The sequence below is a fragment of the Mongoliibacter ruber genome (assembly GCF_003003005.1).
Taxonomy (GTDB): domain Bacteria; phylum Bacteroidota; class Bacteroidia; order Cytophagales; family Cyclobacteriaceae; genus Mongoliibacter; species Mongoliibacter ruber.
Genome location: NZ_PVTR01000004.1, coordinates 1 through 17,739, shown reverse-complemented (window position 1 = coordinate 17,739; position 17,739 = coordinate 1). Strand labels below are relative to the sequence as shown.

General features: G+C 36.5%; 14 protein-coding genes. 13 read left to right on the top strand and 1 reads right to left on the bottom strand.

All coding sequences use genetic code 11. The annotated features are described in order from the left end of the window. Positions 1–98: 98 nt before the first annotated feature. The 11 genes from CLW00_RS07700 to CLW00_RS07650 all read left to right on the top strand — a co-directional run bounded on the left by CLW00_RS07700 (position 99) and on the right by CLW00_RS07650 (position 13,996). Entirely contained in the window at positions 99–1,205 is a 1,107-nt protein-coding gene (locus CLW00_RS07700; RefSeq protein WP_106133102.1) for a glycosyltransferase, read from the top strand. After that, complete coding sequence (locus tag CLW00_RS07695) at positions 1,198–2,325, top strand: glycosyltransferase (protein ID WP_106133101.1); 1,128 nt, start codon at positions 1,198–1,200, stop codon at positions 2,323–2,325. Before CLW00_RS07700 ends, CLW00_RS07695 begins: the two co-directional genes overlap by 8 nt. Before the next feature lie 7 nt (positions 2,326–2,332). Next, positions 2,333–2,887 (top strand): WcaF family extracellular polysaccharide biosynthesis acetyltransferase, encoded by a 555-nt coding sequence (locus CLW00_RS07690; protein ID WP_106133100.1) that lies wholly within the window; start codon positions 2,333–2,335, stop codon positions 2,885–2,887. Beyond that, positions 2,881–3,633, top strand: a complete 753-nt coding sequence (locus CLW00_RS07685; protein ID WP_106133099.1) for a glycosyltransferase family 2 protein — start codon at positions 2,881–2,883, stop codon at positions 3,631–3,633. The genes CLW00_RS07690 and CLW00_RS07685 overlap by 7 nt, the downstream gene beginning before the upstream one ends. Before the next feature lie 3 nt (positions 3,634–3,636). Continuing rightward, positions 3,637–4,536, top strand: coding sequence for an NAD-dependent epimerase/dehydratase family protein (locus tag CLW00_RS07680; protein WP_106133098.1), 900 nt, complete (start codon positions 3,637–3,639; stop codon positions 4,534–4,536). After that, positions 4,533–5,087, top strand: a complete 555-nt coding sequence (locus CLW00_RS07675; protein WP_106133097.1) for a sugar transferase — start codon at positions 4,533–4,535, stop codon at positions 5,085–5,087. The genes CLW00_RS07680 and CLW00_RS07675 overlap by 4 nt, the downstream gene beginning before the upstream one ends. 1,215 nt (positions 5,088–6,302) lie before the next feature. Next, positions 6,303–7,985, top strand: coding sequence for a capsule assembly Wzi family protein (locus tag CLW00_RS07670; protein ID WP_106133096.1), 1,683 nt, complete (start codon positions 6,303–6,305; stop codon positions 7,983–7,985). Positions 7,986–8,102: 117 nt separating this feature from the next. Next, positions 8,103–9,287, top strand: coding sequence for a DegT/DnrJ/EryC1/StrS family aminotransferase (locus CLW00_RS07665; protein WP_106133095.1), 1,185 nt, complete (start codon positions 8,103–8,105; stop codon positions 9,285–9,287). 407 nt (positions 9,288–9,694) lie between these two features. After that, positions 9,695–10,303 carry an acetyltransferase gene (locus tag CLW00_RS07660; RefSeq protein ID WP_106133094.1) on the top strand — a complete coding sequence of 203 codons (609 nt, stop codon included), beginning with the start codon at positions 9,695–9,697 and terminating at the stop codon, positions 10,301–10,303. A gap of 463 nt (positions 10,304–10,766) precedes the next feature. Then, positions 10,767–12,683 (top strand): polysaccharide biosynthesis protein, encoded by a 1,917-nt coding sequence (locus CLW00_RS07655; RefSeq protein ID WP_106133093.1) that lies wholly within the window; start codon positions 10,767–10,769, stop codon positions 12,681–12,683. A gap of 110 nt (positions 12,684–12,793) precedes the next feature. Further along, positions 12,794–13,996, top strand: coding sequence for a glycosyltransferase family 4 protein (locus CLW00_RS07650; RefSeq protein WP_106133092.1), 1,203 nt, complete (start codon positions 12,794–12,796; stop codon positions 13,994–13,996). Positions 13,997–14,311: 315 nt separating this feature from the next. Here the strand turns inward: CLW00_RS07650 and CLW00_RS07645 are convergent, their stop codons facing one another. Next, positions 14,312–15,949 carry a glucosamine inositolphosphorylceramide transferase family protein gene (locus CLW00_RS07645; RefSeq protein ID WP_106133091.1) on the bottom strand — a complete coding sequence of 546 codons (1,638 nt, stop codon included), beginning with the start codon at positions 15,947–15,949 and terminating at the stop codon, positions 14,312–14,314. A 504-nt stretch (positions 15,950–16,453) separates the two neighbouring features. On the opposite strand from CLW00_RS07645, the gene CLW00_RS07640 reads away from it, so the two are divergent. Next, on the top strand, positions 16,454–16,708 hold the full coding sequence (locus CLW00_RS07640) for a hypothetical protein (RefSeq protein WP_106133090.1): 255 nt from the start codon (positions 16,454–16,456) through the stop codon (positions 16,706–16,708). 11 nt (positions 16,709–16,719) lie between these two features. Then, a complete protein-coding gene (locus CLW00_RS07635; protein ID WP_106133089.1) occupies positions 16,720–17,499 on the top strand; it encodes an XRE family transcriptional regulator in 780 nt (259 codons plus the stop codon). Positions 17,500–17,739 lie beyond the last annotated feature (240 nt).

The window sequence follows — 17,739 nt, the reverse complement described above, 5'->3', positions numbered from 1 at the left end:
TTTTGTAAGAATTAAATTTTTGAAATTTTACAATCAACATATTTAGATTCTTATTTAGGAATTTCAAATCATTTGCAAAATAAATGTAATAAGGTAAAATGGTAAAGAAATTGTGTTGTATATTTAATATTGCTTCTCATTATAGAGAACCGATTTATAAAAAAATTGACGATCAATTTGATTGTGATTTTTTCATTGGCGATAATGTAAAGACTCCTCTTAAAAAGATGAGTTATCAGAGTTTACAAGGGTTTAAAAAAACGTTAATAAATAAATATATCTGGAATTTTTATTGGCAGAAAGGGATTGAAAGTACGTTTTCTTCAAAATATAGTGATTACATTATTACAGGTGACCCTTTTTGTATATCTAATTGGATTCTTTTGATTTACTGCAACCTAACTAAAAAAAAAACTTTCTTATGGTCACATGGATGGTATGGTAATGAATCTTTTTTAAAAATAATAATCAAAAAAATCTTTTTTAATTTAGGGTCAAAAGTCCTTCTTTATGGTAATTATGCTAAAGAATTAATGTTAAAACAAGGTTTTAAAGAAAAGGATTTAGTAACTATCTACAACTCACTGGATTTTGATTATCAAAATGACATTTACCTTAATTTAAAAAAATCAACTGAGAATTTTAGTTTGTTCAATAATGATTTTCCTACAGTTATTTATGTAGGTAGAATTCAAAAAGTAAAAAAAATTGATTTTCTTTTTAAGTCTGTTAAAGAATTGGAGAAGCATGATATTAAATGTAACGTACTTTTAGTTGGCAAAATTGTAGATGATTTCAAATTAAGTCAAATTGTAGATGAGTTGGATTTAAAATCTAGGGTGATTTTTTATGGTCCATGTTTTGATGAGGAAAAATTAGCTAGTTTATTTTACAATTCGCATGTTTGTGTATCTCCTGGAAATGTAGGATTAACCGCAATTCATAGTTTGACTTATGGGACACCTGTGATAACACACAATAATTTTGTAAATCAAATGCCTGAGTTTGAAATAATAACTGAGGGGTTTACAGGTAGTTTTTTTGAAGAAGATAATATTCAAAATCTTGCCTTTATTATTTCGAAATATTTGAATGTTTCTTTAGAAGAAAAATTAAGTCTTTCGGATAATCGCAGAAGGATAATTGAAGAATATTACAATTGTAATTTTCAGATAAATGAACTTTTAAAGTTAATCAATGAATAAAGTAAATATAAGTGTTTGCCACATTATCGATTCAATAGAAAAATCTGCTGGTGGCACTTCAATGTATGTCAAGCAGATTACTGATAGCATGGATAATGAAATTGATTTTTCAGTAATTTCGAATTATTCTGTTGACCCTGTAAATTTAAATGAAAGAGTAAATGTCGAGTTTAAAAACTTAAAACAAGTTTTAAGTGAAATTCCGGAAGTTTCATCAAATAAACCAAGCCTAATCCATATTAATGGTTTATGGAGTCCAATTTTAAATATTGTGGGGCTAAAGGCCAAAAGGTTAAAGATTCCTTATGTAGTTTCTCCGCATGGAATGCTTGAACCTTGGGCTTTGCTGCAAGGAAAGCATAAAAAAAAAATAGCAAGAGCTCTTTTTCAAAATAAGGTTTTAAACAATGCTGCTTGTTTGCATGCAACTTCTTCTACTGAGGCTGAAAATTTAAGGATATTGGGATTTGTAAACCCAATAGCGGTCATACCTAATGGAATAAATGTTTCTGAGATTGAGCCTAGTTTCCATTCAAAAAAAGGAAAAAAAACAATATTATTTCTTTCAAGAATCCATCAAAAAAAGGGGATTGAGCTTTTGATTGATAGTTGGAAAAATATCGATGAAAAATTAAAAAAAGACTGGGTAATTAAGATAGTCGGAAATGGCGAAAAAGAATATATTAATTCATTAAATAAAAAGTTAAGTAATTTCAAAATGAATGATCAAATTGAAATCTTAGGACCTATGTTTGATAATGATAAAGATGAAATGTTTAAAAGTTCCGATTTATTTATTCTGCCAACTTACAGTGAAAATTTTGGGATTGTTATAATTGAGGCTATGGCATATGGATTGCCTGTAATTACAACAAAAGGAACTCCTTGGTCAGAGTTGGAGACTTATAATGCAGGCTGGTGGGTAGATACTAATATTGAAAGTATTGAAAAGGCTCTAGTTCAAGCAATGACTAGTAATCATAGTTCACTATTAAAGATGGGTAAAAATGGTAGAGATTTGGTTGAAAAAAAATATGCTATTAATAACATACGTAGTAAAACTCTTCGATTGTATGAGTGGACCCTAGGTTTAAGAGAAAAGCCTGATTTTATTATATAACATACTTATGAATAAAATTAGTCTTATCAAGTTTGATAATAGCTTTTATAAGCCAGGTAGTAAGGTTAAGATTTTACTTTGGTATTTAGTAAATATGTTTTTTTTTAAGTCAAGTTTTATTTTTCCTTCAAAATTTAAAACTAGAATACTAAGAATTTTTGGAGCTAGCGTTGGGAAAAATGTACTAATTAAGCCAAACGTCAATATCAAATATCCGTGGTTTTTAGAAATTGGAGATAATGTGTGGATAGGTGAGCAGGTATGGATAGATAATTTAGCGATGGTCTCCATTTCAGATAACGTATGTATATCTCAAGGAGCTATGTTACTTTGTGGAAATCATAATTATAAAAAAGAAACTTTTGATTTGATTATAGGAGAGATTTTATTGGAGGAAGGAGTCTGGATAGGAGCAAAGGCTGTTGTCTGCCCAGGAGTTAAATGTTTTTCGCACTCTATTTTAACAGTTGGGTCGGTTGCAACTACTAATTTAAATCCATATAGTATTTACCAAGGTAACCCGGCATTAAAAATAAGAGAAAGGAAAATTTCTTCATGTTAATTAGTTTAATTACAGTTACATATAATTCTGAGAAGACATTACTTGAAACTATCAAAAGTGTAAAAGCACAAAATTATCATAGTATTCAATATATAGTAATAGATGGGGCTTCCACCGATGGTACAATTAATTTGATAGAGAATAATAATGATGTAATTACAACTTTTAAATCAGAACCTGACCAAGGTATATACGATGCAATGAATAAGGGTATTCGGTTGGCTACAGGTGATATTGTAGGCATAATCAACTCTGATGACTTTTTTTTTGATAATCAAGTTTTGTCAACAATAGCAAAGGAGTTTGAAGATCAGGAATTAATGGCAACAATAGGAGATATTGTATTTGTTAATTCTAACGACGAGAATAAGATTATAAGAAAATATTCCTCAAAAAAATGGAGCCCATCTAAATTTGCATGGGGTTATATGCCTGCCCATCCTTCTTTTTTTGTTAGAAGAGACCTTTTTGATCACCTGGGCTTTTATAAAACTGATTATAAAATAGCGGCAGATTATGAATTGTTGATAAGGTTTTTACTCAAAAATAGTATTAATTGGAAGTATCTTCCATTAATAACTACAAAAATGAGAATGGGAGGGGCAAGTACAAGTGGATTAAAAAGCTTGATCACTTTAAACAAGGAAATACTTCGTGCGTGCAAAGAAAACGGCGTTTACTCCAACTATTTGATGATATATTCTAAATATTTTTTAAAACCTTTTGAGTTTTTGTTTACAAAATAAAGAATGAAAATTTTCTTAACCGGTTCAACTGGCTTTGTTGGACAAAATCTCCTTGCTTCTTTACAGGATAAAGAATTGTTTGAGCTGATTCCGGTAAGTTTAAGGGGAGGTATTCCAAGTGAAATTTCACCTGCAGAGGTATACATTCACCTTGCAGGTAAAGCTCATGACCTAAAGAATACTTCTGAGGAAAGTGAGTATTATAAGGTGAATTTTGAATTGACGCAGCGTTTATTTGATATTTTCCTTGCTGATAAAGAGGCAAAGACCTTTATTTTTATCAGCTCTGTAAAGGCTGTTAAAGATCAGCTTAAGGGGTCCTTGACCGAAGATATGGTATCCGACCCGCAGACAGCATATGGCAAATCCAAACAGATGGCCGAAGAGTATATCTTGTCAGGGCTTCCTGATGATAAGTTTGTATACATTCTGCGTCCTTGTATGATCCACGGACCTGGAAACAAAGGGAATCTAAACCTCCTGTATTCTTTGGTTTCAAAAGGATTTCCTTGGCCTTTGGGTGCTTTTGAGAACCAAAGGTCATTTTGCAGCATAGACAATCTGGTATTTGTATTGGAGGAATTGCTTAGTAGGAGTGATGTGCCTACGGGTGTTTACAATATTGCTGATGATAATTCTTTTTCCACCAATGAATTGATCGGGCTGATCGCAGAATCTCAGGGCAAAAGGCCTAGGGTTTTAAAATTCTCACAAAATACTATCAAAGGACTTGCAAAGATTGGAGATGTTATAAAACTACCTCTGAACACAGAACGACTGGAAAAACTTACGGAATCATATCTGGTAAGTAACCATAAATTGAAAAAGGCAATAGGGAAACCACTTCCAATTAACGCCAAAGATGGCCTATTGAAAACCTTTAAATCATTCGAAAGCAAATGACACGCATTTTTGATTTCTTTTTTTCCCTCATAGGACTTATACTTTTGAGTCCATTGATAATTGTTCTTTTACTTATTGGAATCTGGGATACTGGTTCACCTATCTTTTGGCAGGAAAGGGTAGGTAAAAATCAGAAGCCTTTTATGTTGGCCAAGTTTAGGTCCATGCATATCAATACCCAATCTGTCGCTACCCACCTCGCAAATCCTAATTCCATTACGCCATTTGGGAGCTTTTTGAGAAAATCCAAATTGGATGAATTGCCTCAGTTATGGAATGTATTGGTAGGAGACATGAGTTTGGTTGGGCCAAGACCCAATTTACCAAACCAACATGAGTTGATCAAGGAAAGGAAAAAACGAGGGGTCTATGCCATCAGGCCTGGAATTACAGGTTTGGCTCAAGTCCAGAAAATTGATATGTCTACCCCCGAATTACTGGCAGTAACCGATGCGCAGATGATCGCTGAGTTTAATTTCATTTATTACTTCAAATTTATTTTTATGACCGTCTTTGGAAAAGGATCAGGAGATAGGGTTAGGAAAGGATGAAAATACGATTAAAATCGAAGTGTAACGTACATCCCGAGAACGAAGAGAATCTGTGTAAAGTTGAAATATGATTGAAATACAGTAGAAATACGATTGAAATAAATAGAAATCGTAGTGTAATGTAGATCCCGAGAACGAAGAGAATCGGGATAAAATTAAGAACCTAGCGTATTGCAGGTTCTAAAGGCTTAAATGGCCATGAGTGAGGACACTCACGGCGGCGAAAGAAATAAAGTAGATATATTGTGGAAATACAGTAGAAATACAATAGAAATAAGTCTAAGGACTAAAGCGAATTGATGCTCTTAATGCTTATTTTTTATTTTAGGCCCTAAAAATTCCATTTGTTGGTAAAGGTGGTGTGTTATCCGAAGGTTGTGCCTTCGGATTTTTGAGTCTTGAGCTAAAGCCGCTGTTAGTGTCTTCACTAACAGCTCAAAACCTAAAGTGCTCAACCTTTAATTTCAAAAATGGCCCCTGAGAGTAGTCCTAGAGTACACCTGCCGGCCTCACAATTCGTCAATTCGTCAGTTCATCAGTTCGTCAGTTCCCCAGTTCATCAGTTCGTCGATTAATCAATCCACTAAACTACACAAAGAGGATTACCCGCACACTACCACAAACCCAACACTTAACCCCCCGACATTCGCCGGGGCAAGTTTTAACTTTTAACCTTTTACAGCCAGTTCCCCAGTTCATCAATCCCTCACTTCGTCAATTCATCAATCCACCAAACTGCACAATGAGGACAGCCCGCACACTATCACAAACCCAACATTTAACCTTTAACTTTTAACCTTTTACAGCCAATTCCCCAATCCCCCAGTTCGACAGTTCCCCACTTCGTCACTTCGTCAATTCCCCAGTTCATCAGTTCATCACTTCGTCAGTTCATCAATCCACCAAACTGCACAATGAGGACAGCCCGCACACTATCACAAACCCAACATCTAACCTTTAACTTTTAACAATTTACAACCAGCCCTCCACTTCGTCATTTCCCCACTTCGTCAATTCCCCAGTTCCCCATTTCGTCAATTCCCCAGTTCATCAATTCCCCAATTCCCCAGTTCATCAGTTCATCAATTCGTCACTTCATCAGTTCCCCAACTCTCCCATATTTAAATTTCAACAAAAATAAACTACCTTTATATGTAAATTAAGTGTCATAATAATTTTCTAGTTCACCATTCCGGGGACTCAATTCATCAAAAGATGTCATATAGACTTAGATCTATTTTACTTTTCATATTTGGTCTTCAGTTATTTTCCCTGAATGCCCAGCAAATTCCTGCCGGTTGGACCATAATGGAAGAAGTAGCGCGAAGAAATGCCTTGTTGGATACCAGCACGTCAAGTGGGTATTCTTTCCTTTTGCGGCCATTGGATTTGGAATATATGGACTTGATGGACTCTACCTTTTTGGTGAAAGAATTGGTGAGTGGTGGAAAGAAAAAAGATTTTTCAATTGGGCTATTGCCCCTTTATCAAAATGTCAAATTTGTTACAGGAAGGACTTATGGACTAAACTTAGGTGCCATGAGCAGAACAGCTGGTTTACAGTCATATACTTCTGCCGGGATCTATATGAAGTATAAGTTTTTACACCTTCAGGTACAGCCTGAATTGATTTCTTCGCAAAACAGTAGTTTTACTGGTTTTGACCCCCAAGAATCTACACGGATCAACAACTTGTATTTTTCAATTTTAAGAAGGAGTAACCAACCCGAGCGCCCACATGGAGGGGCGTATTCAAGAGCATTTCTTGGCAATTCCTCACTTACAGCCCGGATCGGCAGCATTGAGGCAGGTCTGTCTACCGCTGGATTGTTTTGGGGACCGGGGCAATTTGCAGGATTGATTTTTGGGAATGCAGCACCTAGTTTTCCTTACTTGACTCTGAATACCTTCAAACCTGCAAAGACCTTTTTGGGAAACTTTGAATTTCAGATGATTTCAGGAGTCATCAGGACCTATGAAGGTTTGCTTTCACAAAGTCCAGAGCTCAACAACATTTCAAGAGGTGAAGGTCCAGGAGACAAGTATGTGAATGCCTTGTCTGTCACTTACTCTCCCAAATGGATACCTGGCTTGCATGTAGGGGCCAACAGAATTTTTCAGGAATCATTTACAACATTGGGAAATGATTTTATCAGTCTTTTCCCAGTCTTTATGGGGATTACCAAAGAAAGCACCTCCATCCTTGAAGAGGAACAAGTTACAGGACAGATCGACCCTGATGACCAGCAAATATCTGTATTTGCTAGGTACCAGTTTAAAAAAGCCAAAGCTGAACTTTACTTTGAATATGGACGAAGAGACCATAACCTCAATTGGAGGGAGTTTATTTTAAATCCCGAACATGCCAGGGCTTATTTATTTGGCTTTAACAAGCTGTTTGATTTGCCAAACGGGGAGCATATTCAGGTAAGGTCAGAGATTTTACAGCAACAAGAGTCTATAAACCGATCAATAAGATATTTATCTGGCTTTGGAGCTTCTTGGGCTACTCATTCCAGACAGTATGGTTTTGGAAATCTCGGTCAAAACTTCGGCAGCAGTATCGGTACGGGCAGCAATTCGCAGACCATGGAAGTTTCCTGGGTTAAGGGTTTTTCCAAATTGGGATTGCTACTTGAACGTGTAGAGCGCAATGCTGACTTTTTTTATGCAGTATCCACTTTTGCACCTGTCAGCAAGCCATGGGTGGACCTTAGTGGGGGAGTGATATTTGCACACCATTGGCAAAACCTTATTTTTTCAGGAAGACTACAGGCTATCAGGGCCTACAATTACCAATGGCAGGGAAGTTTTCCTTCAGAAGCTACTTTGTTTCCCGCTTCCAATCAAAACAAAAATTCTTTATTGGGCCTGATGAATATGGTGTATCATTTTTGAGGTTTCATAGTGTTGTTTAGAACTTGGGGCTAGAGTAGTTTGAATTTTACTGCCATTAAATCTAAATATGTTTGTTACAGGCTTTAAAATTGATTTTTTTTCTAATATTTGTAAGTTATGCAACAAGAGAAAATTTGGTTATCTCCTCCCCATATGGGAGGCTCGGAGATAGATTATATACAGGAAGCATTTGAACTCAATTGGATCGCTCCTGCAGGACAAAATTTAGATAAGTTTGAAAGAGACTTAGTAGCCCGTATTGGCTGTGGAAATGCTTTGGCGATGACTTCCGGCACTGCTGCGATTCACCTGAGCTTGATTTTGATGGATGTGCAACCTGGAGATTATGTACTCTGCCAATCCATGACTTTTTGTGCTTCAGTCAATCCTGTAAGATATCTGGGAGGTATTCCAGTATTGATTGATTCAGAAAATGAAACATGGAATATGGATCCTGCTTTGCTGGAGCAAGCGATTCAAGATTGTATGGATGGCAGCATAGTGGAGAAAAACCCATCTCTTAAAAGTCTTGTTGGAGATTCCCCTGCAAAAAAGCCAAAGGCAATTATCCCTATTCATTTGTACGGAATGCCGGCAAAGATCGAAGAAATCTGTGCGATTGCCGCTAAGTATCAAATCCCAGTTTTAGAAGATGCCGCTGAAGCTATTGGGTCAAAAGTAGATGGGCAGCATTGTGGTTCATTTGGTGATATAGGAGTGGTGTCTTTTAATGGAAACAAAATCATTACCACCTCAGGTGGGGGAGCTATGTTTTCAAAAAATAAGTCATGGATTGACAGGGCAAAGTTTTTATCCACTCAGGCAAAAGAAAACAGGCCTTATTACCATCACGAAGAAATAGGCTACAACTACCGTCTCAGCAATGTGCTGGCAGGAATTGGAAGGGGGCAGTTGGAGGTTCTTGACCAAAGGGTGCAGTCAAGAAGGGCTAACTTTGAGTACTACCAAAATCAGTTGGGGCATCTACCGGGCTTTTTCTTCTTGGAAGAACCGGAAGGATTCTATTCAAACAGGTGGTTGACCTGTATCCTGATTGACCCAAAATTGTCAGGCGGAGTAGACAGTGAGCAGGTTAGATTGGCTTTGGAAAAAGAGAATATTGAATCCAGGCCTCTCTGGAAACCAATGCACAAGCAGCCTGTTTTTAAAGATTTCCCTTTTTATGGGAGTGATATCGCTGAGCGCCTTTTTGAACAAGGTCTCTGTCTACCTAGTGGTTCAAGCCTTTCTGAAAAAGATTTGAATCGGGTTGTCACTGTCGTGAAGTCTATTATAATATGAATATCCGCAATTAGACCACTAACGAATAAAAAAAGGGTCATAGATCAATCTGATATTAATAGGTTATGATTATCCGCAATTATGCCACCAATCAATTAAACGAGGTTTTTTTGGCAAAGGGATACTAATAGATATTGGCTTAAAATCGTTGGTTTATTCCAGTTTCATGATTCTACTGGTAAAAAAGCGGATTTAAGGTTAAAGCAAAGTTGAAAGTTTGGGTTTTAAGATTTAAAGTGGAAGAGTCCTGAAAAAATATTTTACAATACTTTTAATGTAATTAAAATACGTAAAAACCCGCTTTAAATACATTTTTGTTGAAAATCAGAAAATAAATCCCAAATCCTTACGTAATTTCCGTCAAAATAGATAATATTAGAAATGTTTTTCACCCAAAAGAAAACAATATGTATATCTACGGCGCCTCAGGACATGGTAAGGTAATTATAGATATCATTGACTCCTATGAGAAAATTCATGGAGTTTTTGATGATGATCCTAACAAAACTGACATCCTTGGTTATCCCATTATCGGAGCCATTCCTTCTAATTTTAGGTTCAGGTCAGATCTTTTTATTGCGATCGGAAATAATGCCATAAGAAAACAGCTTGCCCTCAACCTTACCGGGAAAGTTAAATTTGCCAATATCATACATGAATCAGCGATCTTTTCGAAAAGAGCAAATCTGGGAACAGGCTGTGTAGTTATGGAGGGAGCGATAATCAAAGTCTCATCGGTCATCGGTAATCAGACCATCATCAATACAGGGGCATCCATTGATCATGACTGCAATATTGGTGACTTTGTGCATATTGCTCCGCAAGCCACGCTTTGTGGAGGTATACAGGTAGGGGAGGGGACCCTGATCGGTGCCAATGCCATCATCCTTCCTGGGGTAAAGATTGGTCAGTGGTGCACGATTGGTGCAGGAAGCATCGTCAACAAAGATGTGCCTGACAATTCTTGTTGGATAGGCAACAAAAACGTAAGTCCTTTTGAAAGAATTCTGCCTTAGATTTTAGGGATTCTGTTCTTATTACTGATTGCTTTTTTCGCTTATCTTTTAAAGTTTAGCCTAATTAGATTTATAGTTTATCTAATAATATTTGTAAACATAAAAATCTGACTGGTAGGTATGTAGGTTTTTGTATACGCTTAAATATTTTGGCATAGAATTGATGTAGAGGTTAAATACCTATTAATCAACAGTTTGTATTTGAGTTTGGCATAGTTTTCGTAGAGATTGAAAAGATGAGGAGCAAATTGCATGTTCAATTGTTTTTGTTTTGATCAAGAAATTTTACGTTTTACTATCAAAATTCTGCATTTTATTTCATTATTAATATAACTATTTTGTGTTTTAATTATGTATTTATGTATTAAAAGTTTAAGGATTGTTTTATTGTCATTTTTTAATTCGGATTATAGTTATTTGTAAGGATAAATATCTTTACATTTGAGAAGTAAATAAGAAGCGAATGAGTTTTTTACAGGATTTAAAAATATTGCCAAGATGGTTTATTATACTTTTAGACCTTATTCTGGTCTTTATTGCTTCAGTTTTTGCCTATTTTCTAAGGTTTAATTTTGAACTGAGTGCTGAAAACCATTATGGGCTTTTGCCAAGTGTATCGGTTTTTGTGATACTTGTCTTAGTCTCCATGATGATTACAAAGTCGTATGCGGGAATTGTTCGGCATACCTCAATCAGGGATTTGAGTGTCATGCTGTACACTTTGTTTTTCTCATTTTTCTTGTTGCAGTTCTTCAAGTACCTAAATGTTGTCCTCGAGCTTGTCGATCCCACCAATTTCTTACCTGCTTCAGTGGCCTTGATTGGGATTTTCTTCTCTTTGGTCTTGCTGGTAACTTACAGGTTGATGGTGAGGCAAGTGTTCCATCACGCGAGAACAATCAGTCTTAGAAAGCAATATATCAATGTGGTGATATTTGGTGCAGGAGAAGCGGGCTTGCTGACCTACAAATCATTGATGAATGACCCAAAAACACTACAAAACCCTGTGGCATTCTTGGACGATGATTCTGGGAAGGATGGGAAATTGATAGATGGTAAAAAGATACTCAGAGGACTTGAATCCTTAGAAAAACTCAAAGCAGAAAAAGACATTGAAGAAGTGATCGTGACAGTAAGGAACCTGCCTTCCAAAAGATTGGTGGAGATTACTGATGAATGTCTGCGATTGAAATTGAAGTTAAAAACAATCCCTCCCATGAATGAATGGATTCATGGTTCATTGACTACCGGAGATATCAGGGATGTTAAAATTGAAGATCTTCTGGGCAGAGACGAGATTGTCTTGGAGTCACAGGAAATCATTGACTTCCTGGAAGGAAAAGTGGTATTGGTAACAGGGGCTGCTGGATCTATAGGAAGTGAGCTATGCAGGCAAATAAGCCAAACTAAAGTCAAGAAACTGATTCTATTTGATATTGCAGAGTCACCATTGTACGACCTGGAGCAAGATTTTAAACTGACCAGCAATTTTGTTGATAAAAAGTTTGTGGTCGGGGATATTCGGGATAAGCAAAACATGGAAAGCTTGTTTGAGCTTGAGAGGCCTCAGGTGGTTTTTCATGCTGCAGCTTACAAACATGTGCCTTTGATGGAGGAGTATCCACATCAGGCTATCAAAACAAATGTGATAGGTACAAAAAATATAGCGGACCTATCTGTTGCTTATGGTATAGAAAAATTCATCCTGGTAAGCACAGATAAAGCTGTCAATCCTACCAATGTAATGGGGGCAAGCAAGCGGTTGGCTGAGATGTACATTCAGAGTTTGAACCAAAAAATCTCGCAAGAAGGTCTGAGTGAAGGTACAAAATTCATCACGACTCGTTTTGGAAATGTATTGGGGAGTAATGGTTCTGTGATACCACTCTTTAGGAAACAATTGCTGAAAGGGGGCCCACTCACTATCACCCATCCAAGGATCAACAGATTTTTTATGACAATTCCTGAAGCATGTCAATTGGTCATAGAGGCCGGAGTAATGGGTAATGGGGGTGAAATATTTATTTTTGATATGGGTACACCTGTTAAAATTGTTGACTTGGCCCGAAGGATGATAAAACTATCAGGAAAGGAACCTGAAATAGACATCAAAATTGTTTTTACTGGCTTAAGACCAGGGGAGAAATTGTATGAGGAACTTCTCAATGAAGAGGAAAAAGTAATGCCTACCCATCACCCTAAAATCAAGATAGCAGAGATGATGGATATAAATTTTGAAGAAATAAAGATAGGCGTGGGACACTTGTCAGACTTAGGTCGTCTTGGAGATGATTTCGAAATAGTGGTTAAGCTAAAAGAGATGGTTCCTGAGTTCAAAAGCAATGTGTCCAAATATTCGGTCTTGGATAAAATTGATTAAAAATTCATTGAAAATTCCTTTTCTATGTAAATTATGTTTTACATTTGCTTAAAATATGCACTAAAACGTATTATATTTGTTTGTGTTATTAAATTTTAGTTAACAGGTTTATGAAAATTTTAGGATCTTTTTTAACTGCTTTTGCCGTCTGTTTTTTAATCACTCCTATATTAATATTCTTTTTAAAGAAATTGGATGTGATAGATTCTCCCGGTGGTAGGAAAATACATAGTAACAAGATACCCTCTATGGGAGGTCTAGGCTTTGTGATAGCGACTCTTTTCAGTTTGTTTATTTGGATGGATTACAGTCAGCTACTTGAATTAAGGTTTATTTTGGCCGCCTTATCTTTGATGTTGTTTGTAGGTATCAGGGATGATTTGGTTAATTTGACCGCCTGGCAGAAGCTTGCATCCCAATTGGTCGCCACATTTATAGTAGTGGTCATGGCAGATGTCAGGATAACCGGTCTTTACGGATTATTTGGCGTATATGACTTGCCATTGGTTCTGAGTTATGGGCTTTCATTCTTTACCGTTATTGTTTTGACCAACGCATTTAACCTAATTGATGGCTTAGATGGATTGGCTGGAACAGTATCAGTGATTGCATTTACGTTTTTGTCTTGGTGGTTTTATTCAGTAGGACAGACCTCATTTGCGATTTTAAGTTTGACCCTTACAGGCGGTGTTTTATCCTTTTTGATATTCAACTGGCATCCAGCTAAAGTATTCATGGGTGATACAGGCTCCCTTTGTCTAGGCTTTGCATTGGCTACTTTGGTAATCCATTTTATTGATATGAATGGACACTTATTAGATGTGGAGGGTTTGAAATTTAGAGCTCCGATAGCTGCAGGCATTGCTTTGGTGATCATTCCGCTATACGATACAGCTAGGGTGTTTTTCCGTAGGGCTTCAAATGGAAAGTCCCCAATGGCACCTGATAAGAGCCATGTGCATCATTTTCTAATGAGAGGTGGCCTTAGACACGATCAAGTATCCTTGCTCCTTGGTTTTATAAGTATTTCTTTTATTGCTTTGTCAGTATTAGGATCAGGTTTTTCTGATTATGTAATGATACCTGCCCTTGTTTTATTGGCTGTTTTACTTGGCTATAGATTGGATTCTGTAACCTTAAAAAGAGTAAGAAAAAGATCAAAGCAGACAGCTTCCATTTTAGCTAAAAATTTCCCTATTGAGCCACTACTGAACAGTCAGGATGTGGAACCAGAAACTAAGGAAAGCAAGCCTAGAAGGAGAACTAGAATAAAATCCAAGATACTGGAAAATATAAAATTGAGTGATAATTAATTCCTGAGTCTACACCAAGAGCACTTGATTTAATACATTCTTTCGGCAGTTCGTGAATTTGCAATAAGCAGGTTAGTTTCTTTTCTGTCATTCAGGCACCTATAGACACCTGCTTTACATGAGTATGATTGTACAGGCTACGGCGCAGATATTTTCATGGATGACTGTTTATCCTCGGCAGTTACAATCAGTATCTGATATCAATCATTTTCTAAAAAGTATTCCGTTGACATTACCATCATTGTCTCTATATACAGATCACTTTTTTTCATGCTGAAAAGACTCAAGACTACCGAAGTCAGCATGGTGTAAAACCTATTTTTTTGAATAGGCATAATCAATAATAAAGATGTTTTTACCTTGGTGCAGGTGATGAATACCAGATAGTCCTTTTTTGAAATGTGGCAATACTTCGATCACATCTTCTTCCACATAATGCTCTAAATTGAGCTCTTTCACCTTGTTTATTTTTAGTCCATATCCGTAGATTCCTCTCACATTTTGCTGTGATGGCCTATAAAGCTCACCATTATAAGTGAAAAAAGGACCACCATTTCTCGCTTTTCTTGAATCCAGGATTACCGGATTTTGTCTATGTTCCTCTACTTGATTGAGTTCGAGGGAATCGATTTTATAGATGTGAAGCTCCGTACAATGATCAAATTCCTCTTCCTGCGATTTGCTTAAAAATAACCACCTATCTCCATTTTGATCTTCTAGGTAATTGACGTCTGCAATAGACTCCCCTTCAAAACATGTTTTGTATAATTCCCATCTATGAGGGAATTCCAGACACTTGTACACTTCAAGCCTGTTTGTCAAGGCAGATTCAGGAATCATATAAATATTTCCATCCTCCTCTATTATTTGAGGGTAAGAATAATGTTTTTCCTGATTGATAACTTCAGTGATATTTTCTAATTTATTTCCTATCAATTCCCCACAGCTGATAGAAGCCTGACCACTGTCATAAGAGAAATTTTCAAAAAAAATGTAATTTCTTGATTCAAATTCAAATAAATGGGGATCCGCCCAAAATGCGTTTTGAGGTACATTCAGTTCTTTGGTTCTAAACAATGGACTTTGTAAGAAATGCCCTTTACCGACTGCTAAAGTCCAAGTGTGTAATTTTGCATTGAAATTTTTACTTACAAATTCGGCCTTTTTCTTTTTGACTAAGTAATTATAAAAGACCCATAGGTATGCCAAGGTGTCCTTTAATCCGGGACGTCTGTAAAGGGGGTAGTGATAAGTTTGAGATTCTTTGGTTTCAAACCTGTCGTTTTTTAAGAGTCTCAGGTACTTCAACAAAAGTACAGAGGAATACATTTGTGCCCTCCTTCTATTTTTGATCATAGAAAACTGATTGTTGAAAAATGCCTTATCAATTATTTTCCCTCCGTCCAGCTCACTATTCAATTGTTGCAAGGTAATACCCATGACATCTTGCTTTAACCTTGCTTCCCAAAAACCAGCTGGACCTCCGCGATTGACGTCGTTGTCAGCATGATGGAAAGACCAGATTCCATATTTTGCTACTTTAAAAATCTCTCCTTTTATTATTCCAAATTCATGTCTTAAAAGTAAATCAAGGCCATAAGGACTGATTTTTTCACATTCTGAATGATCAAAATAATCTACAAAGTTCTTTTTAGTGGGATTCAGGGGGATTAGTGGCAAAGTTTTCAGGTAGCTGAGCACCCTCTCCGTATTTGAGAATTTATGAGCTTTGAAAAAACGTTCTTCAAGATGTATTTGCCATTTGTAAAGGAAATTGAATGGCTTCAAATAACTTAATAATCCTTTTTTTGGTGCTTCTTCAAATTGCCTTCCATCTGTAAATAAACAGACGATGTCCAATTCAGGCTCCTGAATTATCTGATCAAATATTTTTAATTCCCAATCCTCAAGTTTTTCAAGTGGTTTTGTAAGAATGCCGATTTTAATTTGCATTAGTAATTTTAGAATATTTGAGATTTTAAAAGTCATTGTATAAATATAAAATCCCAAGAAGGAAGAAATTTATACTGATGTTGGAATCACCAAATCTGACCGAGTCAAAAATATGAAAAAAAACAAAACTAAGGCTTACTCCTAGGAAGTATTTAAACTTGCTTTCAACCTTTGGGAATTTTTGAAGAGGGTGATTTTTTTTTGTATAGGTCGAACAAAGGAATATAGACTGAGGTAAATATAAATAGTAAGAGACAAAGTTTACAGCTTAAAAGAGCTTGATATTTATCATTTGTGCTAGCAATTAAAATTTTAGAAAGGAATAGTCGATTCTTTAAGTGACTGAGAGAGACCTTTTTTTAGAATAAGGGCTAAAAAAAGGTGAAACAATTATTTTTTGTGACAGTATATGTCGATATAGTGTTAATTTTAACAACATGTATATGTTATTTAAAATAACATTATTACTTTAGCTTCTGTTATCGCACTTAAAATCAAACACTCATGGAAACAGAAGCAAACATCAGCATTACCCAAAAGGAACTTCCAAGTGGCAACTGTCAGGTCAAGTTTTTTATAGAGGATGACAAGAAACCTATGTATGGATACCTATTGACAGATGAACCCAAACCTGTAGGAGAGATCATTGCAGAGATTCAGGAAAGGATGTACAGGAGAAAGATGAAATCCTCTACCAATCCTATTTCTCTTCAGAATCCGGTCAAAGAAGACCATAATTTTTATTTGTACTCAGCCTAAAACCAATCACCATGCTACTAGCCAAAAACCTCAGATACCTCAGGTCTGAAGTGGGGATGACCCAATCGGAGCTTGCCGAGAAATTAGGTGTGCAGAGAAGTATGATATCAGCCTATGAAGATGGGCGTTCGGAACCCAAACTTTCAGCTTTGGAAGTGATTACGGGTACTTTTGGCATCAGCTTGGATGAACTTTTGCATCATAATATCCAGGAAAAGGGTAGGAAGGTCAATCAGCAGAAGCAGATTAAAATACTAACCATCGCAGTGGATGACAGTGACAAAGAGAATATCACCATGGTACCACAAAAAGCCTCAGCGGGATATCTCAACGGTTTTGCAGATCCGGAGTACATGGAATCCCTGCCTCAGTTTCACTTGCCCAATTTATCCAAAAACAACACCTACCGTGCCTTTGAGCTCAGTGGTGACAGTATGTTGCCCTTGGTAGCCGGAACCATTGTCATCGGTGCTTATATAGAGCAATTGAGCCATATTCAGAGTGGCAAAACCTATGTGTTGGTCACATCCTCCGAAGGAGTGGTATACAAGCGGGTTTTCAATTACTTGGAAGAGAACGGGAAGCTATTTATGGTGTCAGACAACGAACACTACAAACCTTATGAAGTAAAGGGCGAGGATGTGTTGGAAATTTGGGAAGCAAGGGCTTTTATAAGCACAGATTTCCCCAACCCCAAAGACAAATCGCAACCAGTGAGTTTGGATGATATTTCGAATATGATTTTAGATTTGAAGGCAGAGATTACGAGGATAGGGGAAAAGCAAGGATGAAATTGTAGAAATACGATAGAAATAAGATTGAAATCGAAGTATAACGTAGATCCCGAGAACGAAGAGAATCGGGATAAAATTAAGAACCTATGCGTAGTGAAGGTCCTAAACGCTTAAACCCTACTCACAACGGCAAAATCCCCTGCACCCACAATCCGCCCAACTTTTAACATTTTTAACTTTTAACAATTAACTCCCCAACATTCGCCGGGGCAAGTTTTAACAATTTACAACCAGTTC